A 24,655-nucleotide genomic window follows, 5' to 3' on the forward strand; every position below is an offset into this window, starting at 1 on the left:
ACGACGAGGGAGGTGGCCGTGACCGACTGGGGACCGCTGCCGTACCACCGCGACGTCGCCGCGCTCCTGGAGCGCGAGAACCCGGTGTCCTTCGCCTCGCTGCGCCCTGTGGCGTCCTCGGGAACGGACGAGCTCGACCAGCTGCTGCTCCGCCAGACGTACCGCGTGGACCCGGTGGGCCACCCGGAGGTGCACGCCGTGGTCCAGCGGGCCGCGGACGCGCTGGGCGTCACCGTGCCGATCGAGATCTTCGTCGACGAGGGCGGTCAGGGCAGCAACGCCGAGCTGGTGTACGTGCCGGACCGCGCGGTCCTCGTCCTGACGGGCGGCACCCTCAACCTCCTCGACGCCGACGAGCTCTGTGCCGTCGCAGGCCACGAGCTGGCGCACCACCTGCTCTGGACCGCCGACGACGGCCGGTTCCTCGCGGCTGCCCGCCTGCTGGACGCCGCCGAGTCCGACGCCCGGACGCCCTCGGAGTACCTGGAGACCGCCCGGCGCTACCGGCTGGCCACCGAGCTGTACGCGGACCGGGGCGGGATGCTGGCCTGCGGGTCGCTGACGACGGCGGTGAGCGGCCTGGTCAAGATCGTCACGGGACTGACCAAGGTCGACTCCGCCGCCTACCTGCGCCAGGCGGCCGAGGTGGACTACAGCGTCCCGAGCGCCGGCAGCACCCACCCGGAGACCGTGCTCCGCGCCTGGGCGCTCCAGGAGTGGGCCGAGCGCGGACCCGGTGCGGACGCGGCCGTCGCGGCCGCCCTCGGCCCCCAGCTCGACCTCGGGTCGCTCGACGTGCTCGGGCAGGACCGGCTGGCGGAGATCACGCGGTCGCTGGTGTGGATGCTCGTGGCCGACGATGTGGTGCGCAGCGAGGAGGCGCTCGACCTGGCGCAGCGGTTCGGGGTCGTCGTCGGCGGACCGCCGGTGCTCACCGACACGCCGTCGAACCTGGCCGCGGAGACCCGCACGTACCTTGCGGCCGTGCTGGTCGACTTCGCGACGGCCGACGACGACGGGGGTGTCGACGACCTCGGCGCCGTGCTCGCGGTCGGCCGACGGGTGGGCCTCGGCGACGAGGTGCTGCGACTCTTCACCGACGAGCTCGACCTCGGCGAGCGGGCGTTGGCCAAGGTGACGGCGGCGGCGGGCTGATGCGCGCGCTGATCGGCCGTACCGTGGCCCGCGGCGGGTTGCCCCCCGACGACGTCCTCGGCCTGCTGCTCCCGATGTTCCACACGGTGCAGTCGCTGCACGAGACCGGCCGGGTCGCCCCGCTCCGCGGGCTCGGCGCCCTCGCGCAGACCGACGACGAGCCGGTGACCGTCGACGTCACGCAGGCCGGGCCACCGCAGCGGAACCGGGCGGCGATCGCGGCCGCGGAGGTGTCGGCGGCGGTGGAGGTGGAGCACCGGGGGACCGTCGAGCGGGACCTCTCCGGTGCCTCCGGCGAGACGCGCACCTCCGCCGAGGAGGGCACCGTCCGGATCGTCGCCGGCTGGCAGCGCTGGGAGCACCTGGCCGGCCACCACGACGAGCTCACCGACATCGCCAGCCTGGGCGAGCTGTTCGTCGCCCTGGTGTGCGGGCTCGACCTGGCCGACGAGGCCGACGCGGCCCTGCTCCAGGAGCGCCGCAACAACCTGTTCGCCCTCGCCCCCGCGCTGCACCCGGTGCTGGCCACGGTCGCCAGCTCGATGATCGCGCCCGACCGCCGGCGCCGCGCCCAGGACCTCGCCGACGTCATCACGCGGCTGGAGACCTACCGCGACCAGCCCGAGGACTTCGACCTCGACCGGGTGCTCGGCGAGCGGACCGACCGCCGCGCGGCCGTGCTGGAGCACCTGCGCGACCGGCTGTTCGACGCGTCCCGCCGCAACCCGATGCTGCACTTCCGGCCCACCGGCCGGACCATCAACCTCACCGAGGCGTCCGTGCCGCTGGTGCTCGACGTGCGGCACATCCGCGCGTCGCAGCTGTTCACGTGGGGCGGTCCGGCGTCCGCGCGGCTGGTGGACGGGAAGGCCGTCGACGTCGGCTCGCTGGTCCGCTGGGACGACGCCCCCTATGCCGCGGCGGCGCTCGATGAGCTCATCTCGTCGGCCCGCCGCGACCGTGCCGAGTACGGGCGGGACCAGCTGCGCCTGGTCGTCGCGTTCCTGCGCTGGCACGACGTGAAGAACGACCCCGGCACGCCGATCGACTCGCCGCTGGTGCTCGCGCCCGTGACCCTGACCAAGCAGCGCGGGGTGCGCGACGCCTACCGGTTGCAGCTGACCGGCACGCAGGCCGAGGTCAACCCCGTGCTCCGGCACCAGCTGGACGAGCTGTTCGGGCTGCGGCTGCCGGAGACCATCGACCTCGCCGACGCCGGAGCGGTCGAACAGCTGCGGGCGAGCATCGAGAAGCAGGCACGCGCGACGCAGCCGGCGGTCGTCGTCGGCCTCGTCGACAAGCCGCGGATCGAGCTGGTCCGGCACCGGGCCCAGGTGGCGCTGCAGGCGTACCGGCGGCGCCGACCCAGCACCCGCCCGCTCTTCGGGCGTCGGCAGTACGCGTACTCCTACACGCGACCGGGCTGGAACCCGCTGGGCGTGCAGATCTTCCAGGACCGCATCCAGCGGCGGCCGATCCCGCTGTCGGTCGAGCTCGGCGACGCGCCCGCGCCGCAGCACATGGTCGAGACGTTCTCGATGCAGACGCAGGGCGACGACAACCCGTACACGTGGGACGTCGACCTGACCATGGTCACGCTGGCCAACTTCAACTACCGTACGCTCAGCCTGGTCCGCGACTACGACTCGTTGCTGGCCGAGCCGATGCCGAACGAGGCCTTCGACGAGCTGTTCTCGACGGCTCCGCGGGACGTCGCCGACCACGGCGCGACCATCCCCGTGGCCGACCGCTACCTCGTCGTCCCCGCGGACGCGTCGCAGCTGGGCGCCGTGGCGCTGGCCCGCTCCGGCGACAACTTCGTCATCCAGGGACCGCCCGGTACCGGCAAGTCGCAGACGATCACCAACCTGGTCGCCGACTTCGTGGCGCACGGCAAGCGCGTGCTGTTCGTCTGCCAGAAGCGCGCGGCCCTCGACGTGGTGCACGCGCGGCTGCGGGCGCAGGGGCTCGGCGAGATCTGCACCCTGGTGCACGACAGCCAGGAGGACAAGAAGGAGTTCGTGCACGGCCTGCGCGACACCTACGAGCGCTGGCTGGCCGACGACGAGCCGCTGGAGGCCGTCGAGGCCCGTCGGGCCGCGCTGATCGACGCGACGACCGGCGCCCTGGCCGAGGTCGGCGCGTACGAGCAGGCGCTCGGCGGGGTGCAGGACGTGCTGGAGCGGCTCATCGCACTGCGGGGGTTCCGCTGGGGCGACGACCTCACGCCCGGCGAGCAGGCGCTCCTGCCCGAGCCGGCCGACTGGGTGCCGGCCCGCCCGCTGGTCGACGCCCTCGTCGCCGCGCTGGCTCGCGCCGGCGCCGCCCCGGTGCTCGCACGGACCCCGGCCCGCCTGATCGACCCCGCGGTCCTCGACCAGCCGCGCGCCGACGCGGTCGTCGCCCAGCGGGCGCAGGACGCGGCCGCGGCCGTCGATGCGGTGCTGGCCGTCCTGGGCGACGGGGACGACCTCACCGTGGACGACGCCGACGCGGTCGGGCAGATGCACGCGGTGCTCGCGCCGCTGGTCCAGCGCGACCTCGGCTCGGCGGTCACCCCGCGCACGCCGGCCGCCCGCCGGCTCCAGGAGGCGACGGTCGCCTGGCGGGAGACCGAGGCGGTGGCGGACGCAGCCGACCGCGGTGCCTCCGGCTGGCGCGAGCCGCTCTCGGCCCCGGACGCGGCGGCCGCCCTGGAGATCGCCCGGCGCCGCGAGACGTCGGTGTGGAAGTTTCTCGACGGCGGCTGGCGCCGGGTGCGCAAGCTGGTGGACGCGGGGTTCGACGCGGGCGACCGGCAGCTCCGGCCGACCGCCACGCAGGCGCTGGAGCTCCTCGTCGCGCGCTACGACACCGCCGCCCGCGCCGACGCACTCTCGCAGGAGCTCGCCCGCGACTGGGGGCACGGCGACCTCGCGGTCCTCTCGGACCGTCTGGTGGCCATCCGGACGTACACGGGTCCGCTCGCGGTCTGGCGCACACGGTTGGCGGACACCGAGCCGGACGACGTCCTCGACCGGCTGCCGGAGCTGGTCGAGACGGTCCGGACGCACCTGACCGGGCTCGTCGCCGGAGCCGACGACCTGCCGATGAGCGCCCTGCGGGACGAGCTGCGCGGGCTCACGGGCGCCGACGGGCAGGCGCTCGTGCGCGCGGCGGCCGGCACCCTGCGGGATCTCGCGGCGGCGCCCACCGTGCTCCGCGCGCTCCGGCAGCTCGACGCGTCCCCGGACCAGCTGGAGCACGCCGTCGTCGCCGCGTCGATGCGGGAGGCCCGCGCGCAGGAGCCCGCGCTCAGCCGGCTCGACGGCGACCGGCTGGCCGACCTGCTGGACCGGGTGGCCGAGCGCGCCCCGGAGCTCCAGCGCGCCAACGCCGACGTCGTCACCGCTCGCCTGCGTGCGCAGTTCGTCGAGGCGGTCGCGCACTCGCAGCGCAGCGTGAGCGGCATGCACCTGGAGGACCGCGCGCTCAAGGCCGTCTGGATGGCTGGCCGGCGCGAGCTGGAGCACGAGTTCGGCAAGGTCCGCGCGTACAAGTCGATCCGGTACCTCGCCTCCGCCGATCCGGGGGCGGTGGTCGCGGCGATGCGACCGGTGTGGCTGATGAGCCCGTCGTCGCTGTCGGACACCCTGCCGCTGGAGACCACGTTCGACGTCGTGATCTTCGACGAGGCCAGCCAGATCCCCGTCGAGGAGGCCGTGCCGGCGCTGTTCCGCGGTGCGCAGGTGATCGTCGTCGGCGACCGGATGCAGCTGCCGCCGTCGCGGTACTTCCAGGTGGGTGCTGCGGTGACGGACGGCGACGAGGAGACCGCCGGTGTGGTGCTCGACTCCGACAGCTTCCTCGCGGTCGGGTCCGTGCGGCTGCCGTCGACCATGCTCACCTGGCACTACCGCAGCCAGTACGAGGCGCTGATCCAGTTCAGCAACTCGGCGTTCTACGAGGGCCGCCTGACGACGATCCCGGACCGCACCCTCACCCACGTCCGCGCGCGCCCCCTGGAGGTGACGGTCGGTCCCCTGCCAGCCCCGGCGGACGTCGCTGCCGCCGTCGACGGCCTGCTCGAGCGGAGCATCAGCGCGATGCGGGTGCTCGACGGCGTCTACACGCAGCGGACCAACCCGCAGGAGGCCGTCTGGATCGCGCACCTGGTGCGCGAGCTCCTGGTGCGGGGCACCGGCCAGACGCTCGGGATCGTCGCGTTCTCGGAGGCGCAGCAGTCGGAGGTCGAGCGGGCGCTGGAGCGGCTGGGCCGCGAGGACGCCGAGTTCGCCCGCCTGTACGACGCCGAGCTGACCCGCGAGGAGGACGGCCAGGTGGTCGGTCTGTTCGTGAAGAACCTCGAGAACGTGCAGGGCGACGAGCGCGACGTCATCCTCATGAGCGTCTGCTACGCCGCCGGGCCGGACGGTCGCATGCGCATGAACTTCGGACCGATCAACAACGCGGGCGGCGAGAAGCGCCTCAACGTCATCTTCAGCCGTGCCCGCCGGCACATGGTCCTGGTCAGCAGCATCGACCACACCGCGATCACCAACGTCTACAACGACGGCGCCAACACCCTGCGCGGCTTCCTGCACTACGCCGACGCGGTCTCCAACGGGGACGCCGCCGCGGCCGCCGGGGTGCTGGCGGGCCTGCGCGAACGGTCCGGACGGTCGCCGGTCGCGGTCGTCCCGCCGATCGTCGAGCAGATCGCCGACGCCGTCCGCGCGGCCGGGGTGGAGGTCGTCGCCGGCGTCGGGCAGTCGGCGTTCCGGTGCGATCTGGCCCTGCGCCCGGCTGGCGCCCCCGCCCACACCGTCGGTGTGCTGGTCGACCAGTCCGCCCGGCTCGCCGCGCACTCCCTCGACGAGCGCCGCGTCACGCAGCCGACCGCCCTGCGCTCCGGCGGCTGGCGCGTGGTGCAGGTGCTCGCGACCGAGTGGGAGGCGGACCCGGACGGCGTCGTGCGGCGGCTGGTGACGGCGGTGGGGTTGCCGGACCAGCAACGTCGCTTGCCGACCTCTGCGGTCGCCGCCGACGATGGCGAGCATGACTGAGCACACGCACGGCGAGCACTACTGGGACGAGCACTACGCGACGGTCGACCCGTCGTGGGGGACGCGCCCGAACGCGGCGCTGGTCGACGTGCTCGGCGCGCTGGCTCCGACCCCGGGCCGAGCGGTCGACCTCGGCTGCGGCCACGGCGGCGACGCCCTCTGGTTGGCGTCGCTCGGCTGGCACGTCACCGCGGTCGACGCCGCCGCGATCGCGCTCGGTCGCGTGGCGCAGGAGGCCGCGGACTCCGGGCTGTCCTCTCAGGTGACGGTCGAGCAGCACGACCTGCGTGAGTCGATGCCGACCGGCCCGTTCGACCTGGTGACCGCCACCTACCTCCACGGACCGGAGGAGTTCCCGCGCGCGGCGGTGCTGCACCGCGCGGCCCAGCTGGTCGCGCCGGGCGGACTGTTCGTGGTGATCGAGCATGCGTCGTCGGCCCCCTGGTTCTGGGACCAGCACTGGGTCTTCCCGACGCCCGCCGAGTCGCTGGCCTCGTTCGACCTCGACGACGCGTGGACCATCGAGAGGCTCGACGCCCCCCGGCGCACGGCGACCGGCCCGGACGGTCAGACCGCCGAGGTCTCCGACAATGTGATCGCGGTGCGCCGGGCGGCCTGACGTTCGGCCGCGCGAGTGAGAGCCGACGCTCCTAGCCCGCGGGATCCCTACTCTTCCCGCATGAGCCGCCGCGGTTGGTCGATCGTGCAGGTCGTCACCGTCGGGATCGCGATGGTTCCGCTGTCGGCCTTCCTCTGGTTCGAGAGCGCGCTCCTCGGACACCCGTTCATGGCGTCGCAGCCGAGTCCGACGGGCGTGGTCATCTCGCGGGTGCTGCTCGCGGTCGCGGTGCTCGTCTGGGGCGTCCCCGTCGTCGTGGCCTGGCGGCAGCTCGGTCGGCAGGCGGCGGGGATGACCGGCGCGATCATGGGGGCCGGGCTGATCTCCGGGCTCGCACTGGTGACGATCACCGGGGCGTGGTGAGCCCCAGCGCCGTGTGCCGGCCGCGGTAGATCGCGGTGCGCAGCTCGATCGACCACTCCTCGAGCGTCGGCATCCCGAGTGCGTCAGCCACCGCGAGCTCCGCCTCGATGTCGTACGGGACGCGGACGATCTGGATGCTGAACGTGTCACCGAGGGCCTCGAGGATCACGTACGACGCGGTCGTCTCGTCGAGCGGGTTGCCGACGCTGCCCACGTTCACCAGCGTCCGGCCGTGGTCGGTCTCGACGTAGGCGTCGTGGACGTCGCCGTAGAGCACGACCGTCGGCTCCGGACCCGCGCCCGTGAGCTCAGTGGTGGCGAACATCTCCGCGAACTCGTCCTCGGTGTGGTGGAAGTGCACGCGGGTGTAGACGCTGGTCGCCGACGCGTGGACCAGCCGGATCCTTCGGCCGGCGAGCGCGAGGTGGTGGCTGAGCGGGAGCGCCGCGAGCCAGGCGCGGTCGTCGCCGCTGAGCTCGTCGTGCCACCAGCGGATCGCCGGGTCCTCGTGGTCCGCCGACACCGGCAGGAAGTCGTCCCAGTTGCCGCGGATCGTGACAGCGCAGCGATCGCGCGTGCGGGCGATCGCCGCCGAGCCGCGCGGTCCCTTCCCGGCCACGTCGCCGAGGTTGAGGATCGTCGCGATCCCGCGGGCGTCGATGTCGGCCAGCACCGCGTCGAATGCGGTCAGGTTCCCGTGCACGTCGGACAGGACCGCGATACGCATGCGCCAAGGTAGCGGGGACCCCCGACCGCGACGACCGGCCCGCGCCGACCGGCCCGCGCCGACCGGCCCGCGCCGACCGGCCCGCGCCGACCGATGCTCGCTCGCGCTGGCTAGGATCCTGGATCAGGGCGAGGGGGATCCCCGAACCGTCTGCTCCGGGGCGTCGAGCTCCACCGGAGGTGCCTGTCGTGCGAAAGGTCGTCCTGTACGAGCTGGTGTCACTCGACGGCGTGGCCGAGGATCCCTCGGGATTCTTCACCACCTGGGACGACGAGCTGGACGCCAACCTCGCCGCGGTGATCGCGACGCAGGACACGGTCCTCCTCGGTCGGCGCAGCTACGAGGAGTGGGCCGGGTACTGGCCGACCAGCACGATGCAGCCGTTCGCGGACTTCATCAACGGGGTCACCAAGTACATCGCTACCTCGACACCGCTGGACCCGGGGTGGGCGCACGCGACAGCGGTCGACGGCGACCTGGTCGAGTTCGTGCACGATCTGACGAGCCGTCCGGGCGGCGACATCGGCGTGCACGCCAGCATCTCCGTCGCGCAGTCGCTGCTCGCGGCCGGCGTCGTCGACGAGCTCAGACTCGTGGTCGCGCCGACCGTCGCCGGCGGCGGACGCCGGCTGCTCGACGGGCTGCCGTCGATCCAGCTCGACACGATCCGAGCCGAGGCCTCCCCGACCGGCCACCTGCTGCTCGACTACCGCGTCACCGGGTAGCCAGAAGGCGCGCGCACCTCAGAAGGGCGGGTCACCGGAGTCAGCTCGTGGCGCTGATCGTCGACGGTGGATGAGTGCGTCGGGGGTGGTGTGGATGGGGATGGGGTGGCGGGCGTAGGTCAGTCCGTGGCGGTCGGTCCAGGTGGAGATCCCGGTGTGGTGGTTGTGGGTGACCTGCCACCAGCCCTTGGTCTTCGCTTGGTGGTGGTGTGTGCACAGTGAGTGCAGGTTCGCTTCGCAGGTCTGGTCGCCGCTTGTGGTGCGGGTGTGGTCATAGGGGGTGCGGTGGTCGATCTCGCAGCGGGTGGCGGGTTGGCGGCAGCCGGGGAAGGTGCAGGTCACGTCGCGGGCTTGCACGGTGCGGGTCAGGTCGGCGCCGGGCCGGTAGGAATGGGTGCCGACGTTGCGGGCCTGGCCGGTGGTGGGGTCGGTCAGGAGGCGGCGCCAGGTGGCGTCCTGGGCGAGCTCGCGGGCGACCTGGGCGGGGATCGGCCCGTAGGAGCCGAGCATCGCGGGCCGGTCGTCCAGGCCGGCCAGGGTGCTGGCGGCCACGGTGACCTGCAGGGCGACCCGTTGCCCGTGCCGGGTGGGCAGCGGTGTCCCGTCCGGGGTGGTCTGCCGGTCCAGGATCGAGGTGAACACGTCACTGAACGCGTCGGCGCGGCGTTGGTCGATGCTGCGGGTGTCGCCGTCGATGGCGGCGTGCCCGGCGAGGGCGTCGATCGCGGTGAATGCGGCGGTGGCGTCGGCGGCGGGCAGGTAGGCGATCAGGCGGGCCATCGCGTCGGGGGCCAGCTCCAGGAACACCCCGCGCCGCTGTCGCTCGACCAGCCGGCGTTGTTCGGCGACGGCGGGGTCGGCGGCGATCAGGGTGGCGCGCAGGTGCCGGGTCAGCTGGGGTCCGGTCAGCTCCGCGGCCCGGTCGACCGCGTCGCTCACCGCCGCGTCGACCTCATGGGCGGACAGGGCCGTGCCAGACCGGTGGATCTCGTCCAGGATCACGTCGACCTTGCGGGTGTCGATCGCCCCGGCCGTCCAGGCGTCGTTCAGGGCCGGGTGCTGTCCGGTGCCCCAGGCGCGCAGGAACACGGTCTCTGCGTGGCGTTTGGTGGACACCAGGACGCACGCGAGCTCGTCCGGGACGTGACGCAGCGCGTCCGGTGTGCGGGCTTCCAGCTCACGGACCCAGACCGCCTGCGCGGCCTGGACCATGGTCAGGACCTGCTGCCAGGCCGCCACCCCGTTGACCAACGCCGCCCCCGACACCTCCGCGACCGGCACGGAACCCAGCATCGCGACGAGCGCAGCGACATCCACACCGGGCAGAGGGAACTCCTCTACGGCACCCAGGTCCACCACACGCGCACCCGCGGGGACGGTCGGCGACACCCCGGGACGAGCACCACGCCCGGAGTCGGCCCAGACCATCGAGGGCGAGGCGGGTGTGACCAGTGGGTCATCGACCGCGCGCCACTCGAGCACTGCCGTCACCGTGACCACCGCCCGTCACCTACTCGCAGCCCGCTCGGGCTATCGAACAAGTGTACGATCCGCCACTGACATACGCCTCTAGCCCGCGCACATCGTTGGCGGAGGTCCTATCGGCCGGTCGGCTCGTCGACCGAACGCAGCACCCTGCACGGCACGCCGACGGCCACCACGCGCGGCGGGATGTCGTGCGTGACCACGCTGCCGGCACCGATCACGCTGCCCGCGCCGATGGTCACGCCAGGCAGGACGACCACGTTCGACCCGATCCACACGTCGTCCCCGATCCGCACGGGCAGGGAGAACTGCAGCCCACCGACGCGCTCCTCGGGCACGGTCGGGTGGCCGGCGGTCGAGAGGGTGACGTTCGGCGCGATCATCACGCGGTCCCCGATCACCACGGAGGCGTCGTCGACGATGGCGAGGTTGAAGTTCGCGTAGAAGTGGGACCCGATGTGCACGTGCGACCCATAGGACACGTGGAACGGCGGCTCGATCCACACACCCTCACCGACCGACCCGAGCAGCTCCTGCAACAGAGTGGTCCGCAGGGCGGCATCGCCCGGTCGGGAGCGGTTGAAGTCGTAGACCAGCTCCTTGCCGGCGACGCGCTCCGCCTCGAGCGCCTCCAGCCCGGGTCCGTAGTCCACGTACAGCCCGCCGGTCTCCATCGCAGCTCGGACGGCGTCGTACTCGTCGGTCATCTCACGCTCCTCTAGGGTGTCCCGCAGACATCATCGTCGAATCGATCCGACCACGGGACATCCTCATGAACGCGCCGTACCAGGACGCCAGCCTCACCGTCGCGGAGCGCGTCGCCGACCTCGTCGGGCGGATGACGCTCGAGGAGAAGGTCGGGCAGATGATGCAGCTCAACGCCCAGGGCGGCGTCGAGGACCTGGTGCTCAACCTGCACGTCGGGTCGATCCTGCACACGTCCCCCGAGCGGGTCCGTCAGGCGCACGAGCTCACCGCGCAGACCCGGCTGCGGATCCCGCTGCTGATCGCGGACGACTGCATCCACGGGCACTCCTTCTGGGAGGGCGCGACGATCTTCCCGACGCAGCTCGGCATGGCCGCCAGCTGGGACGCCGACCTGCTGGAGCGGGCCGCCCGGGCGACCGCGGTCGAGGTGGCCGCGACCGGCATCCACTGGACGTTCTCCCCGGTGCTCTGCATCGCCCGGGACCTGCGCTGGGGCCGCGTGAGCGAGTCGTTCGGCGAGGACCCGTTCCTCATCGGCGAGCTGTCGTCGGCCATGGTCCGCGGCTACCAGGGCGACGGGCTGTCCGACCCGACCGCGATCCTGGCGACCGCCAAGCACTTCGCCGGGTACTCCGAGACCCAGGGCGGCCGCGACGCCACCGAGGCGGACATCAGCCGCCGCAAGCTCCGCTCGTGGTTCCTGCCCCCGTTCGAGCGCGTGGCCCGCGAGGGCTGCCGGACGTTCATGCTCGGCTACCAGTCGATGGACGGCGTGCCGATCACCATCAACGACTGGCTCCTCAACGACGTGCTCCGCGGCGAGTGGGGCTACGAGGGCACGCTGATCACCGACTGGGACAACGTCGGCCGGATGGTCTGGGAGCAGCACATCCAGCCCGACTACGCGCACGCGTCGGCCGCCGCCGTGCGGGCCGGCAACGACATGGTGATGACGACGCCCGGCTTCTTCGAGGGGGCGCAGGAGGCGGTCCGCGACGGCCTTCTCGACGAGGCCGCCCTCGACGCCGCCGTCGGCCGGATCCTCACGCTGAAGTTCGAGCTGGGCCTGTTCGAGGACCCCCGCCACCCGAGCGTGGAGCGCCAGACCGAGGTGATCGGGTCCGCGGAGCACGCCGAGCTCAACCTCGAGGTGGCCCGCCGGTCCCTCGTCCTGCTCACCAACGACGGCACGCTCCCGCTCGCCGCGAGCACGAGGACCATCGCCGTCGTCGGCCCCAACGCCGACGACCAGCACACCCAGCTCGGCGACTGGGCGGGCGCCTCGGGCCAGGCCGACTGGATGCCCGACGGCCACCCGCGCGAGATGACGCAGACCGTCCTCGACGGCTTCCGCCGCCACGTCCCGGAAGGCTGGACAGTCACGCACGCGCGCGGCGCCGAGATCCTCACGCTGGGCGTCGACCCCGAGGGCGAGTACTTCCCCGACGGCCAGCCGCGCCCGCAGGTCGTGTTCCCGGCGACGCCGGACGAGTCGCTCATCGCGCAGGCCGTGGAGGCAGCCGCGGCCGCCGATGTCGTCGTCGCCGTCGTCGGTGACCGCATCGAGCTCGTCGGCGAGGGTCGGTCCACGGCCACGCTCGAGCTGGTCGGCGGACAGGTCGCCCTGCTCGACGCCCTCGCGGCGACCGGGAAGCCGCTGGTCGTCGTCGTCATCGCGAGCAAGCCGCTCGTCCTCCCGCCCAGCGCGACGAACGCCGCGGCGATCATCTGGGCCGCGAACCCCGGCATGCTCGGCGGGCAGGCGATCGCGGAGCTGGTGCTGGGGCGGATCGAGCCGTCCGGCCGCCTGCCGATCTCGTTCGCCGAGCACGTGGGCCAGCTCCCCGTGTTCTACAACCAGCTGCCCGGCCAGCACGGCACCCGGTACGCGGACCTCACGCAGCGCGTGCCGTTCGCGTTCGGCGAGGGGTTGTCGTACACCACCGTCGACTACGCGGACCTGCGCGTCCTCGAGCCCGTCCTGGGCATCGGCGACACCGTCCGCGCGCAGGTCACGCTGCACAACACAGGGGACCGTCCGTCGCGCGAGACCGTGCAGGTCTACGTGCGGGACACGGTCACGTCGGTGACCTGGGCGATCAAGGAGCTCAAGACGTATCGGCAGGTGGACGTCGCGCCGGGCGAGCGGGTGGTCGTCGACCTCGAGCTCCCGGTCGCGGACTGCACGTTGGTCGACGCGGGCGGGCGGCGGATCGTCGAGCCCGGCCAGTTCGAGCTGCTGGTCGGCCCGTCGTCGCGCGACGAGGCGCTGCTGCGGGCGGGGTTCCTGGTCACGGGGACGTCTGCGTGAAGACTTCGTTCCGCTGGGCGCAACACAGTCTTCACGCAAACCGATGAGACGCGTGGCCGGAGCCGCGCTGGTGCTGGCTGGCGTCGTCGCCGGGTGCTCGGCGCCCGCAAACGGAGTGCAGGGCCGGCTCGTCGCCATCGACGACACCGGGCTGGCCGACGTCCCCCTCGAGGACGGCTGGATCGTCGCGCTGCCCGGACCGGGTGGCATCGACCGGCTCTGGCCCGACCTCGACGAGCGCGTCCCGGATGACCAGCTGCGGTACTTCCACGAGCCGCTCGACCCGGACGCGGTCACCGAGGCGGGCGGCATCGTCGCTCCGGTCGGCGGCGGAGGGCGGTTCACCCTCGACGTCCCCGCCGGACCGACGCTGCTCTGCCGGCTCGTGGACGCGGAGGTGCAGGGCTGCGCCGCCGTGGAGCTGCTCGACGGCCACGGGGTGCACGCCACGGTCGGTGAGGGCGGGTTCTTCGTGACGATCCCCGTCTGAGAGTCCGGCTCGCCGGCACCGGTGATCCAGCGCAGCATGGGCCCATGAAGACCTTCACCCTGCCCGGCACGGACATCGTCGTCCCCAACGTGGTGCTCGGCCTGATGCGCATCACCGACAAGTCCGACGAGGAGATCCGCACGCTCGTCGCCGCAGCCCGCGACGCCGGGATCACGATGATCGACCACGCCGACATCTACGGCGGGTCCATGCACGTGTGCGAGCGCCGCTACGCCGAGGCGATGCGACTGACACCGGCCGACCGCGCTGAGGTCGTCATCCAGACCAAGTGCGGGATCGTGCCGCCGGACGGGTTCGACTTCTCCTACGAGCACATCATCGAGTCGGTCGACGGTTCGCTCGACGCGCTCGGCACGGACTACGTCGACATCCTGCTGCTGCACCGCCCGGACGCGCTGGTGGAGCCCGACGAGGTGGCGCGGGCGTTCGACGAGCTCGAAGCCGCGGGCAAGGTGCGCGCGTTCGGCGTCTCCAACCAGACCCCCGGCCAGATCGCGCTGCTGAAGAAGTCGGTGCGCCAGCCGATCGTGGCCAACCAGCTCCAGCTGTCGATCACGCACGCGCCGATCATCGCCCGCGGCGTCACGGCGAACATGCAGGCCGAGGACCAGTCGATCGACCGCGACGGCGGCATCCTCGACTACTGCCGCCTGCACGACATCACCATCCAGGCGTGGTCCCCGTTCCAGGCGGGCTTCTTCACCGGGGTCTTCCTCGGTTCGGCCGACTACCCCGAGCTGAACGCCGTCATCGACCGGCTGGCCGAGAAGTACGACGTCCCGCCCATCGCGATCGCCACCGCGTGGATCACCCGGCACCCGGCGCAGATGCAGGTAGTGCTCGGCACGACGAGCCCGGACCGCGTGACCGGTGCGGCGCAGGGGTCGGACATCCGCCTGACGCGCCCGGAGTGGTACGAGCTGTTCCGCGCGGCGGGCTACATCCTCCCGTAGGCGATCCGGTCGAGCGCCCACTGACGCACCGGCAGGGCGCGCGTCGCGGCGCACGTGGAGAGCAGGGGTGCCGACGACGTCTCGACGAGCGTCACCGTGACGGGGCCGGCAGCGGAGTCCAGCCGCACGGACCAGCCGTCGTCGGTGCGCTCCTCGTGCAGCGGGGGGTACGCGTCGAGCCCGTCGTCGCGGAGCGAGGCGCGCGCGAAGTGCTGCGCGGCCTGCACCGGGTGCGAGTACGCGCTGCGTCCGCGCAGGAACCGCGGCTCCACGCGTCCGGCGAGGTAGGCGTCGGCGACCGTGACCGCGTCGCCGTCGTCGACCCAGCCGTAGTAGAGCCCGTGCGGCAGGAGCACCATCGTGCCGGCGAACCGGTCGCCGCCCAGGTGCGAGCACTCCCAGGTCTCCTCCGGGTACTCGACCGCCAGGCGGGCCGCGACCGACCGGCCGCGGACCGCGCAGCACTGGTCGTGCCGGCCGTGCGCGCACACCGCGAAGACAGGCCGGTCGGACGCGACGCCCGCCGACCCGTCGAGCGGCACGTCGAGCAGGTCTCGGGGCGCCTCCACCTGCCCCCAGCGCACGGACTCCCGGCCTGGGCGCGAGTCGACGAGCGCCCACCGGACACCGATCTGCGCTGTGCGTCGGCCTGGGCGGCGGATGGCGAGCGGCCGGATGCCGGCGTCCTCGATCCGGTGCACGAGCGCGCGCCCGAGGTCGTGCTCGAACGGCGGGTCGAGCAGGGCGTGCCGACCCCACCCCGCCTGGTTCTCGACCAGGAACCAGCGGTCGCCGTGCGAGCCGGTGGCCACGAGCGAGTCGCCGCGTGCGCGGGCGCCGTCGCTGCACGGCACCCACCCCTCGGTCACGGCGACGTCACCACCACGCCCTCGCGCAGGAGGCGCCGGACGACGACGAGCGCGCTGGCCAGGTCGAGCCCGGGCAGGGACCCGACGGCCACCGGGTCACCGGTGCGCAGGGCACGGATCGCGTCCGCGGCCTCGACTGGGAGGGACAGCACGGTGCCGCGGGCGGTGATCCGGACGCGGTCGCCCACGGTCTCGACCCGACCACCGAGCGAGGGCCGCCACCGGACGCACGTCGCCTCCGTCAGGCGGGTGATCGCGGACAGGGTGGCCAGCGGCGCCACGGGCTCCGGACGGGTGTCGCGGCCGAACCGGGCTCCGAGCCGACGAGCGGAGAGCTCCGCGGGATCGGGGGTCGACGTGAGCGCGCGGACCAGGTCGGCGACGGTCTCCTCGACGACTGCCCGGAGCTGGTCCGGGTCGGACACGTCGACGCCCAGGGGCAGGGACGCGCGCAACGACGCGGTGTCGCCGACGAGGCTGAGCAGCGTGTCGACGACGTCGGCACGCGTGTAGGCCGCCATGCCGACGGTCAGGTGGATGGACGTGTCACCCAGGGCCTTCGCGGAGTGGATCCAGCCGCGGGGGAGGTAGAGGGCGTCGCCGGGCCGGAGCACCTGGTCGATGACGGGCTCCCCGCGGCCGGCGTCGGCGACCGCGGCCTTGTGGTCCGTCCACACCTGGTCCTTCAGCGGGTCCGGGTGGACGGGCGCGTGGATGACCCAGTGCTTCTCGTTGGACACCTGGAGGACGAACACGTCGTGGGTGTCGTAGTGCGGCGAGAACCCCTGCGACGACGGGGGCGTGACGTACGCGTTGACCTGCGCCGGGTGACCGAGCTCCTCGACCAGCCGCCGCGTGAAGTCGACCAGGGGCGGCCACATCCGGTGCAGGCCCTGGAGCACGATCGTCGCGCCCGCGGCGAACTCGGCGAGCACCTTGTCGCTGGAGACCTGGTCGGACACCTCGGCGCCGAACCCGCCGGAGGACGTGAACCGTTCCGGTGCGAGCACGCTGCCCTCGTGGGCCAGCCGGACGAACGGCGTCCGCAGGCCGCGCCGGCCGACGAGCTCGTCCACGGCGGCAGGGGAGAACAGGTCCGCGAAGTCGTCGTTCGCCGCCGACAGCAGGGGCGCGCGCCCCCAGTGCTCGCGGGCGAACACCTCCGTCGGCACGTTGATGCAGCGCGAGAGCGCGGACCGGAGGACCGGTCCGCGCTCCGTCAGTGCGTCGTTCGGCACTACGCCGAGCCGTCCGCCCCGCCGTCGTGTCCACCGGGGTTGGCACCGCCGTCGGCCACACCCTCGCCCGCGGAGCCGTCGGCACCGCCGTCGTGCCCGTCGGGGTTGGCGCCACCGTCCGCGGTGCCCTCGCCGGCCGAGCCGTCCGCGCCGCCGTCGTGCCCGCCGGGGTTCGCGCCGCCGTCCGCCACGCCCTCGCCTGCGGGTGCCGGCTCGCTGGTGATGTCGTCGTCGTTGATGCTCATGGACACTCCCTCGTCTCGCAGCCGTGCAGCGGCGTCGCCGCCTTCGCGAGCGTATGCGCTTGACGAGCGGGGCGCCGCAGGAGCACTCTTCAACCAAGAGGTTGCACAACCGAGAGGTTTCACAGGTGGATCCGCTGAGCGCGACATTCGCGGCCCTCGCTGATCCGACCCGCCGAGCGATCCTCGCCCGGCTGGCCGACGGTGAGGCGACCGTGGCCGAGTTGGCGGAACCGTTCGACATGACCACGCAGGCTGTCTCCAAGCACCTCCGGGTGCTCGAGGAGGCCGGCCTGATCACCCGGGGCAGGCGCGCGCAGTGGCGGCCGAGCCGGCTCCGCGAGGACGCGCTGGACGACGCCACCGACTGGCTCGAGCACCACCGGGCGGCGTTCCGGCAGCGCTTCGACGCCCTGGACCGCGAGATCGCCGCACTTCGCAAGGACGAGGGGAACCACGATGGGAACCACTGAGCTGATCGTCGAGCCCGGCCGGCAGGACGTCGTCGTCGTGCACGACTTCGAGGCGCCGCCCGAGGTGGCTTTCCGGGCGTACACGGACCCGGAGCTGATGCCGCGCTGGAAGGGGTCGGAGCGGTTCGCGGTCGTCGTCGACGAGCACGACCTGCGGGTCGGCGGGCGGTGGCGGCTGGTGATGACCCGCGCCGACGGTACCGAGTACCCGATGCGCGGGGTCTTCCACGAGGTCACCGCGCCGCACCGCCTCGTGTCGACCTGCGAGTTCGAGCCCGGCGGACCGGGTGCCCTGCAGCTGGTCGTCGAGACGTTCGAGCCCACGCCGACCGGGTCCCGCCTGACGTCGGTGTCGCTCTTCGCCTCGGTCGAGGACCGCGACGGCTGGGTGCCGTCCGGTGGGCTCGAGTCCGGGACGCGCGCGTCGATGGGGATGCTCGACGAGGTGCTGGCGTCATGACCGACCTCGAGGTGCAGCGGGCGTTCGACGCCCCGGCCGGCGCGCTCTGGGCGGCCTGGACGGAGTCCGACGTCGTGCGCAGGTGGTGGGGACCGCAGGGGTTCACGTGCCCGGTCGCCCGGATGGACGTGCGGGTGGGCGGGATCTCGCTCGTGGCCATGCGCACGCCCGACGGGGTCGACCTCTGGAACACGTGGACCTACACCCGCATCGTCGACGGCGAGCGGCTGGAGTTCGTCAACGGGTTCAGCGATGCCGACGGTGGCTCCTACGACCCGCAGGACCTCGGCTTTCCGCCCGGCATCCCGCGCGAGGTGCCGCACGTCGTCACCGTGCGCGACGGGCTCATGACGATCGTGGAGCGCGGGTACGCCGACGCGCAGACCGCCGAGCTGTCCCGGCAGGGCCTGGAGTCGTCGCTCGAGAAGCTGGCCGCGACGTTCTAGGGGTGCTGTGCGCGCAGCGCGACGGCGATGCGCTCGACGAGCTCGGCTCGCCGCAGCGCCTCGGCGACCTCGGTCAGGATCGGGCGGACCTCGTCGGGGAACGTCGCGATGTACTCGTCGGTCGTCGTCATGTCAGGTCGGCTTCGTCGCCTTGCCGTCGAGCCACAGCTTCTCGGACTCGTCGCGGTGCACGCTGTCCGTGCCGACGTGCTTGGTGCTGATGGTCGGGCCCTTCGAGATGACGTGCCACAGCGCCATGGCGTGCCCGCGACCGAGGCCGTAGTCCTCCGCCAGCCACGTCACCACGCCGCCGGCCTTGGCGCCCGGCGCGTCGAGGCCCTTCTCGTGCGCGATCGCCACCAGCTGCCGCGGCGTGAGACCGGTCTTGTCCTCGATGGTGTCCAGGTAGGCCTGGAACGACATGGGCGTCCCCTCTCTCTCGTGGAGAACCTAGCGTGACCCGGTGACACGCGCCCTTGACGGGATGCGCGAGATGTTCGTAATGTCGCACCTCACTACTGCAAGAACGCGACAACAGAATGCACAAAGCCGTGCATCCCGGTCGCGATGAACCGCACTCATCTCGCCGTCCGCTCTCCACACCCCTCACGGGGTCGACCCCTGCAATGACGCAGGGAGAACGAGGACGTCCATGAGAACTCGGTTGAAGCACGCGATCGTGGCCGGTGCCACGATCGCGCTCGTCGCGCCCCTGGGCGTCGCGCTCGTGGCACAGGGTGCGTCCGCCGCCCCCGTGCTGCTCTCTGCGGGCAAGCCCGCCACCGCCAGCAGCTCGAACCAGACCTACGTCGCCGGCAACGTCACCGACGGGAACCAGGCCAGCTACTGGGAGTCGGTGAACAACGCGTTCCCGCAGTGGGTCCAGGTGGACCTCGGCGCCGCCGCGACGGTCACCGACGTCACCCTCAAGATCCCCGGCGGCTGGGGCGCCCGGAACGAGACAGTCACGCTCCAGGGCTCGACCGACGGGTCCAGCTTCACGACGCTCAAGGCGTCCGCGTCCTACGCGTTCACCGGCGGCAACAGCGTCGCCGTCGACGTGACCGACACCAGCGCCCGCTACGTGCGCGCCGCCGTGAGCGCCAACACCGGCTGGCCCGCCGCGCAGCTGTCCGAGGTCGAGGTGTACGGCACCTCGTCGACACCGCCGGTCGACCCGCCCGAGGGCAGCAACCTCGCACAGGGCCGCCCGATCACCGCGACCTCCGTGCAGCAGACGTACGTCGCCGGCAACGCGGTCGACGGCTCCACCGCCACCTACTGGGAGGGTGCGCCGGGTGCGTATCCGTCGAACCTCACGGTGTCGCTGGCCGCGCAGTCCACGCTGACCGGCGTCGTCGTCAAGCTCAACCCCGACGCCGCCTGGAGCACCCGGACGCAGACGTTCGCGGTCGAGGGCCGCACGGGCAGCGGCTCGTGGAGCACCCTCAAGGCTTCCGCGGCCTACGCGTTCAGCCCGTCGTCCGGGAACACCGTGACCGTCCCGGTCACCGGGTCCGCGACGGACGTCCGCCTCGTGTTCACCGCGAACACCGGCTCGTCCAACGCCCAGGTCGCCGAGCTGCAGGTGTTCGGCAGCACAACGCCGGTGCCCACAAGCCCTGACCTCCAGGTCGCGCTGACGACGAACCCGATCACGGTGACGCCGACGCAGGCGATCTCCGTCGGCGCCACGGTCCGGAACTCCGGGACAGCCGGCTCGGCCGCCACCACGGCCGTCGTCGCGATCGGTGGCACGACCGTCGGCACGATGAACGTCCCGGCGCTCGCGGCCGGTGCGCAGACCACGGTCACCGTGAACGCGGGCACCCGGGCCACCGGCACCTACCCGCTCACGGTCACGGTCGACCCGGCGAACACTGTCGCCGAGTCCGACGAGACCAACAACACGGCGACCGGCTCGGTCGTCGTGTCCTCCGGACCGGAGCCCACCGCCGCAGACCTCCAGGTCAGCCTCACGGGTACCTCGCCCGCCAGCCCGACCCCCACGGACGTCATCACCGTCACCGGCACCGCGCGCAACACCGGCACGGCCGGCTCGGCCGCGACGACCGTCGCGCTCACCCTGAACGGCACCGCCGTCGGCTCCGCGAACGTCGGGGCGCTCGCCGCCGGTGCGCAGCAGAACGTGTCCGTCAGCATCGGCACCCGGGCCGCCGGCACCTACGCGCTCGTCGCCACGATCGACCCGGCCGGGTCGATCGCCGAGTCGAACGAGAGCAACAACAGCGCCACGGCATCCCTCGTGGTGAACACGCCGGGTGGCACAGGAGAGGACCTCGCCGCCGGACGGACCGCGACGGCATCGTCGACCGAGTTCTCGTTCGTCGCCGGGAACGCGGTCGACGCCGATCCGACCACCTACTGGGAGGGCGCGGGCGGTGCGTACCCGAGCTGGCTGGCCGTGAACCTGGCGTCGCAGTCGACCCTCCAGCAGGTGGTCGTCGGCGTACCGCCGGTGGCTGCCTGGGGTGCGCGCACGCAGACGTTCTCGATCGAGGGCCGCGTCGGCACCGGGGCATGGAGCACGCTCAAGGCGTCGGCCGCCTACGCCTTCGCGCCGGCGTCGGGCAACAAGGTGACGATCCCGGTGAGCGGCTCGGCCACCGACGTCCGCCTCGCCTTCACCGCCAACACGGGTGCCGGCAACGGGCAGGTCTCGGTGCTCCAGGTGGTCGGCATCCCCGCCCCCAACCCGGACCTCACGGTCACCGCGGTCACGGCCAGCCCGGCCGCACCCGTCGAGACCGCGGCGATCACGCTCGCCGCGACCGTGCGGAACGGCGGCAACCTGGCGTCGGCCGCGACGACCGTGGACCTCACGGTCGACGGGGCTCGCGTGGACTCGGTCGCCGTGCCCGCGCTCGCGGCCGGACAGTCGACGACCGTCTCCAAGGCCATCGGCACCCGGCCCGCCGGGTCGTACACGATCGGCGCGGTCGTCGACCCCGCCAACACGGTCGTCGAGCAGAACGACGCCAACAACGCGTTCAGCAACCCGACCAAGGTGGTCGTCACCGAGGCGCCCGGCCCTGACCTGCAGGTCCTCGCCATCGCCTCCAACCCGGCCAACCCCGCGGTCGGCTCGTCGGTGTCGTTCACCGTCACCGTGAAGAACCGCGGCTCGTCGGCGGCCGCCGCCTCCACCACGCGGCTGGCAGTCGGCACCACCACCCTGAACGGCACGACCGGATCCCTGGCCTCGGGCGCCACGGCGGTCGTCCCGATCAGCGGCACGTGGACCGCGGTCACCGGCGGGGCCACGCTGACCGCCACGGCCGACGCGACGAACGCCGTCGCGGAGACCAACGAGGCCAACAACACGCTCGCCCAGTCGATCGTCGTGGGACGCGGGGCGGCCGTCCCGTACACGTCCTACGAGGCCGAGGCCGGCACCTACACCGGCACCCTGGTCGAGGCGGACGCACTGCGGACGTTCGGGCACACCAACGTCGGGACCGAGTCCTCGGGCCGCAAGTCGGTGCGCCTGACCGCGCAGGGGCAGTACGTGCAGTTCACGTCGACCAACGCCACCAACTCGATCGTGATCCGGAACTCCATCCCGGACGCGGCAGGCGGCGGCGGCCAGGAGGCGACGATCAGCCTGTACGCCAACGGCACGTTCGTGCAGAAGGTCACGCTCAGCAGCCGGCACAGCTGGCTCTACGGGACGTCGGACCAGCCCGAGGGCCTCACCAACACCCCGGGCGGCGACGCCCGCCGGCTGTTCGACGAGTCCCACGCTCTGCTCGCGCAGTCCTACCCGGCCGGCACCACGTTCCGGCTCCAGCGCGACGCCGGCGACACCGCGGCGTTCTACGTCCTCGACCTGATCGACCTCGAGCAGGTGGCGCCCGCGCTGCCCAAGCCCGCGGAGTGCACCTCGATCACGGCCTACGGGGCGGTCCCGAACGACGGCGTCGACGACACCGCTGCCCTCCAGGCGGCCGTGACGGCCGACCAGAACGGCCAGATCAGCTGCGTCTGGATCCCCGAGGGCCAGTGGCGGCAGGAGAAGAAGATCCTCACCGACGACCCGCTGAACCGCGGCACGTACAACCAGGTGGGCATCTCGAACGTGACGATCCGCGGGGCGGGCATGTGGCGCTCGCAGCTGTACTCGCTGATCGAGCCGCAGGACGCCAACACCCTCAACCACCCGCACGAGGGCAACTTCGGGTTCGACATCGACAAGAACACCCAGATCTCCGACATCGCCATCTTCGGCTCCGGCCGGATCCGCGGCGGCGACGGGAACGACGAGGGCGGCGTCGGCCTCAACGGCCGGTTCGGTGCCGGCACCGCGATCAGCAACGTGTGGATCGAGCACGCCAACGTGGGTGCCTGGGTGGGCCGCGACTACGACAACATCCCCGAGCTCTGGGGCCCCGCCGACGGGTTGCAGTTCACGGGCATGCGCATCCGCAACACCTACGCCGACGGGATCAACTTCTCCAACGGCACGCGGAGCTCGAGGGTGTTCAACTCCTCGTTCCGCACCACCGGCGACGACTCGCTGGCCATCTGGGCCAACCCGTACGTCAAGGACCGGAACCTCGACAACGCCCGCGACAACCACTTCGTGAACAACACGATCCAGCTGCCGTGGCGCGCCAACGGGATCGCCATCTACGGCGGCTCCGACCAGTCGATCGAGAACAACCTCGTCTACGACACCATGAACTACCCGGGCATCATGCTGGCGACCGACCACAGCCCCCTGCCCTTCGGCGGGACCACGCTGATCGCCAACAACGGGCTCTACCGGACCGGCGGCACGTTCTGGAACGAGGACCAGGAGTTCGGGGCCATCACCCTGTTCCCCTCCACGCTCCCGATCACCGGCGTCACCATCCGGGACACCGACATCGACGACTCCACCTATGACGGCATCCAGTTCAAGAACGGTGGCGGCGCCATGCCCGACGTCCGGATCACGAACGTGCGGATCACGAACTCCCGCAACGGGGCCGGCATCCTCGCGATGAGCGGGGTGAGCGGCAACGCGATCCTGTCCAACGTGACGTTCGCCGGGAACGCCGACGGGGACGTGGTCCGGCAGCCCGGGTCGCAGTTCACGATCACCGGCAGCTGAGCACGCACCTGAGGGCCCTCGGTCAGCCGAGGGCCCTCAGGTACGCCACGATGTCGGCGGGGGAGCTCGAGCAGCAGGCGCGAGCCCGGTTCAGGAGAGTCGCTCCCGGAGGTGCACCTCCACCAGCTCGCCCGCCGAGCTCTTGCCGATCGTCGTGCACAGGGCCTTGCGCAGGGGGAGCCAGTGCGGTCCGGTGCCCGACGGCATCAGGGTCGCGGCGAAGCCGTGCCCATCGAGCGTGCCGGTGACCTTGACCGCCTTGCGGGTACCCAGCAGCTCGGCGGAGCCGTCCAGCTCCAGGTAGGTGGCGAAGGCTCCGTCCTTCCGGATGGGCGCGGTGAACGAGGCGTCGAGGCTCATGCGCCCAGGATCTCGCGGAGCCGCACCGCGAACGCGTCCGGCTGCTCGGCGAAGCCGATGTGGTCGCCGGGGAACAGGGTCGGTTCGAGGCCGAGCAGGTCGGCCAGCGCGCGCGAGGTGCGGTCGCACAGCTGACCGGTGGACTCCTCGCCGATGCCGATCACCAGCCGCGTCGGCGCCGCCGTGAGCGCGTCGATGTTCGGCCGGAAGCGCACGGTGTGCCGGATCATGTGCACGAACTGGAAGTGCTCGTCGGCCGCTGCCTGCCCCTCGCGCGGGGAGCCGAAGAACATCTCGAACAGCTCGTCGGGCATCTGGAGGTTCCCGATGACCATGAACTGCTGCCACGCCGACCGGGTGTCGCCCGTCAGGTAGGTGGCGATCATGCGCTCGGTCTCTTCGTACAGGTCGGCGTGGTCGGGGAGCAGCTCCTCCAGGGGCGGCTCGTGCACGACCGCCGTGCGGACCAGCTCCGGGTTCCGCTCGACGAGCGCGAGCAGGCTGACGGCCCCGCCGCTGGACCCGAGCACCGTGGCGGGTCCGGCGTCGACGTGCCGGATCAGCGCGGCCAGGTCCGCGGCCCGGTCGACGGGGGTCGAGTCCTGGTCGGGGTGGTCGACCGGGCTGCGGTTGATGCCGCGGGGGTCGGTGGTCAGGACGGTGTGGTCGGTGGCCAGCAGGTCGGCGAGCGGTGCGAACGAGGTGGCGTCCATCGGGGCGCCGACGAGGACGATCAGGGGCCCGGTCCCGCGGAGCTCGTAGTGGAGCCGGGCGCCGGGGACGTCGAGGGTGGTGGCGGTGGTGAGTGTGGTCATGCCGGTAGGACTTGCGCGGCGGGGGAGAATCATC

At 72.4% G+C, this 24,655-nt stretch carries 22 protein-coding genes; 12 read left to right on the forward strand and 10 right to left on the reverse strand.

Translation table 11 applies throughout. The annotated features are described in order from the left end of the window. Positions 1–18: 18 nt before the first annotated feature. Genes HP550_RS18035 through HP550_RS18050 form a run of 4 tightly spaced genes read left to right on the forward strand, consistent with a single transcriptional unit; the run spans position 19 to position 7,182 of the window. Positions 19–1,155, forward strand: a complete 1,137-nt coding sequence (locus HP550_RS18035; RefSeq protein WP_175349059.1) for a M48 family metalloprotease — start codon at positions 19–21, stop codon at positions 1,153–1,155. Continuing rightward, positions 1,155–6,200 carry an AAA domain-containing protein gene (locus HP550_RS18040; RefSeq protein WP_175349060.1) on the forward strand — a complete coding sequence of 1,682 codons (5,046 nt, stop codon included), beginning with the start codon at positions 1,155–1,157 and terminating at the stop codon, positions 6,198–6,200. Before HP550_RS18035 ends, HP550_RS18040 begins: the two co-directional genes overlap by 1 nt. Continuing rightward, a complete protein-coding gene (locus HP550_RS18045) occupies positions 6,193–6,819 on the forward strand; it encodes an SAM-dependent methyltransferase (protein WP_210768260.1) in 627 nt (208 codons plus the stop codon). The genes HP550_RS18040 and HP550_RS18045 overlap by 8 nt, the downstream gene beginning before the upstream one ends. 60 nt (positions 6,820–6,879) lie before the next feature. Further along, entirely contained in the window at positions 6,880–7,182 is a 303-nt protein-coding gene (locus HP550_RS18050) for a hypothetical protein (RefSeq protein ID WP_175349062.1), read from the forward strand. Here the strand turns inward: HP550_RS18050 and HP550_RS18055 are convergent. Continuing rightward, complete coding sequence (locus HP550_RS18055; protein WP_175349063.1) at positions 7,166–7,909, reverse strand: metallophosphoesterase family protein; 744 nt, start codon at positions 7,907–7,909, stop codon at positions 7,166–7,168. The genes HP550_RS18050 and HP550_RS18055 overlap by 17 nt on opposite strands. 188 nt (positions 7,910–8,097) lie before the next feature. On the opposite strand from HP550_RS18055, the gene HP550_RS18060 reads away from it, so the two are divergent. After that, on the forward strand, positions 8,098–8,634 hold the full coding sequence (locus HP550_RS18060; protein WP_175349064.1) for a dihydrofolate reductase family protein: 537 nt from the start codon (positions 8,098–8,100) through the stop codon (positions 8,632–8,634). A gap of 18 nt (positions 8,635–8,652) precedes the next feature. On the opposite strand, the gene HP550_RS18065 is transcribed toward HP550_RS18060, so the two are convergent. Both HP550_RS18065 and HP550_RS18070 read right to left on the reverse strand, forming a co-directional pair. Then, the gene (locus HP550_RS18065; RefSeq protein WP_175349065.1) at positions 8,653–10,125 is read right to left on the reverse strand and encodes a DUF222 domain-containing protein; all 1,473 of its coding nucleotides are present in this window, start codon (positions 10,123–10,125) and stop codon (positions 8,653–8,655) included. A gap of 107 nt (positions 10,126–10,232) precedes the next feature. Next, entirely contained in the window at positions 10,233–10,826 is a 594-nt protein-coding gene (locus HP550_RS18070) for a sugar O-acetyltransferase (protein WP_175349066.1), read from the reverse strand. Between the two features lie 65 nt (positions 10,827–10,891). Here HP550_RS18070 and HP550_RS18075 point away from each other — a divergent pair, with 65 nt between their 5' ends. The 3 genes from HP550_RS18075 to HP550_RS18085 are packed head-to-tail and all read left to right on the forward strand — an operon-like array spanning position 10,892 to position 14,602. Then, entirely contained in the window at positions 10,892–13,138 is a 2,247-nt protein-coding gene (locus tag HP550_RS18075; protein WP_210768261.1) for an exo-beta-d-1,3/1,6-glucosidase, read from the forward strand. Positions 13,139–13,181: 43 nt separating this feature from the next. Continuing rightward, a complete protein-coding gene (locus HP550_RS18080; protein ID WP_175349067.1) occupies positions 13,182–13,628 on the forward strand; it encodes a hypothetical protein in 447 nt (148 codons plus the stop codon). Between the two features lie 44 nt (positions 13,629–13,672). Next, on the forward strand, positions 13,673–14,602 hold the full coding sequence (locus tag HP550_RS18085) for an aldo/keto reductase (protein WP_175349068.1): 930 nt from the start codon (positions 13,673–13,675) through the stop codon (positions 14,600–14,602). On the opposite strand, the gene HP550_RS23110 is transcribed toward HP550_RS18085, so the two are convergent. From HP550_RS23110 to HP550_RS18100, 3 genes are read right to left on the reverse strand one after another with little or no spacing between them, the layout of a single operon-like run. Then, positions 14,587–15,471, reverse strand: a complete 885-nt coding sequence (locus HP550_RS23110; protein ID WP_175349069.1) for a sucrase ferredoxin — start codon at positions 15,469–15,471, stop codon at positions 14,587–14,589. The two genes, HP550_RS18085 and HP550_RS23110, sit on opposite strands and share 16 nt — an antisense overlap. Beyond that, positions 15,468–16,709, reverse strand: coding sequence for a cupin domain-containing protein (locus tag HP550_RS18095; RefSeq protein WP_210768262.1), 1,242 nt, complete (start codon positions 16,707–16,709; stop codon positions 15,468–15,470). The genes HP550_RS23110 and HP550_RS18095 overlap by 4 nt, the downstream gene beginning before the upstream one ends. Then, complete coding sequence (locus tag HP550_RS18100) at positions 16,709–16,954, reverse strand: BatC protein (RefSeq protein WP_175349070.1); 246 nt, start codon at positions 16,952–16,954, stop codon at positions 16,709–16,711. Before HP550_RS18100 ends, HP550_RS18095 begins: the two co-directional genes overlap by 1 nt. Before the next feature lie 125 nt (positions 16,955–17,079). Between HP550_RS18100 and HP550_RS18105 the strand changes: the two genes are divergently transcribed. Genes HP550_RS18105 through HP550_RS18115 form a run of 3 tightly spaced genes read left to right on the forward strand, consistent with a single transcriptional unit; the run spans position 17,080 to position 18,330 of the window. Beyond that, positions 17,080–17,424 carry an ArsR/SmtB family transcription factor gene (locus HP550_RS18105; RefSeq protein WP_343048251.1) on the forward strand — a complete coding sequence of 115 codons (345 nt, stop codon included), beginning with the start codon at positions 17,080–17,082 and terminating at the stop codon, positions 17,422–17,424. Then, positions 17,411–17,884, forward strand: coding sequence for an SRPBCC domain-containing protein (locus tag HP550_RS18110; protein WP_175349071.1), 474 nt, complete (start codon positions 17,411–17,413; stop codon positions 17,882–17,884). Before HP550_RS18105 ends, HP550_RS18110 begins: the two co-directional genes overlap by 14 nt. Then, positions 17,881–18,330 (forward strand): SRPBCC family protein, encoded by a 450-nt coding sequence (locus tag HP550_RS18115; protein ID WP_175349072.1) that lies wholly within the window; start codon positions 17,881–17,883, stop codon positions 18,328–18,330. Before HP550_RS18110 ends, HP550_RS18115 begins: the two co-directional genes overlap by 4 nt. Here HP550_RS18115 and HP550_RS22790 read toward each other — a convergent pair. Together HP550_RS22790 and HP550_RS18120 are read right to left on the reverse strand one after the other, a co-directional pair. Then, the gene (locus HP550_RS22790) at positions 18,327–18,461 is read right to left on the reverse strand and encodes a hypothetical protein (protein ID WP_281362247.1); all 135 of its coding nucleotides are present in this window, start codon (positions 18,459–18,461) and stop codon (positions 18,327–18,329) included. The two genes, HP550_RS18115 and HP550_RS22790, sit on opposite strands and share 4 nt — an antisense overlap. Position 18,462: 1 nt before the next feature. After that, on the reverse strand, positions 18,463–18,753 hold the full coding sequence (locus tag HP550_RS18120) for a DUF4287 domain-containing protein (RefSeq protein WP_175349073.1): 291 nt from the start codon (positions 18,751–18,753) through the stop codon (positions 18,463–18,465). A 229-nt stretch (positions 18,754–18,982) separates the two neighbouring features. Between HP550_RS18120 and HP550_RS18125 the strand changes: the two genes are divergently transcribed. After that, positions 18,983–23,446 carry a CARDB domain-containing protein gene (locus tag HP550_RS18125; RefSeq protein WP_175349074.1) on the forward strand — a complete coding sequence of 1,488 codons (4,464 nt, stop codon included), beginning with the start codon at positions 18,983–18,985 and terminating at the stop codon, positions 23,444–23,446. 90 nt (positions 23,447–23,536) lie between these two features. On the opposite strand, the gene HP550_RS18130 is transcribed toward HP550_RS18125, so the two are convergent. Together HP550_RS18130 and HP550_RS18135 are read right to left on the reverse strand one after the other, a co-directional pair. After that, positions 23,537–23,806 (reverse strand): DUF1905 domain-containing protein, encoded by a 270-nt coding sequence (locus HP550_RS18130; RefSeq protein ID WP_175349075.1) that lies wholly within the window; start codon positions 23,804–23,806, stop codon positions 23,537–23,539. Beyond that, entirely contained in the window at positions 23,803–24,621 is an 819-nt protein-coding gene (locus HP550_RS18135) for an alpha/beta fold hydrolase (RefSeq protein WP_175349076.1), read from the reverse strand. The genes HP550_RS18130 and HP550_RS18135 overlap by 4 nt, the downstream gene beginning before the upstream one ends. Positions 24,622–24,655 lie beyond the last annotated feature (34 nt).

The organism is Cellulomonas humilata (assembly GCF_013359775.1).
In the GTDB taxonomy this organism is placed as follows: domain Bacteria; phylum Actinomycetota; class Actinomycetes; order Actinomycetales; family Cellulomonadaceae; genus Cellulomonas; species Cellulomonas humilata.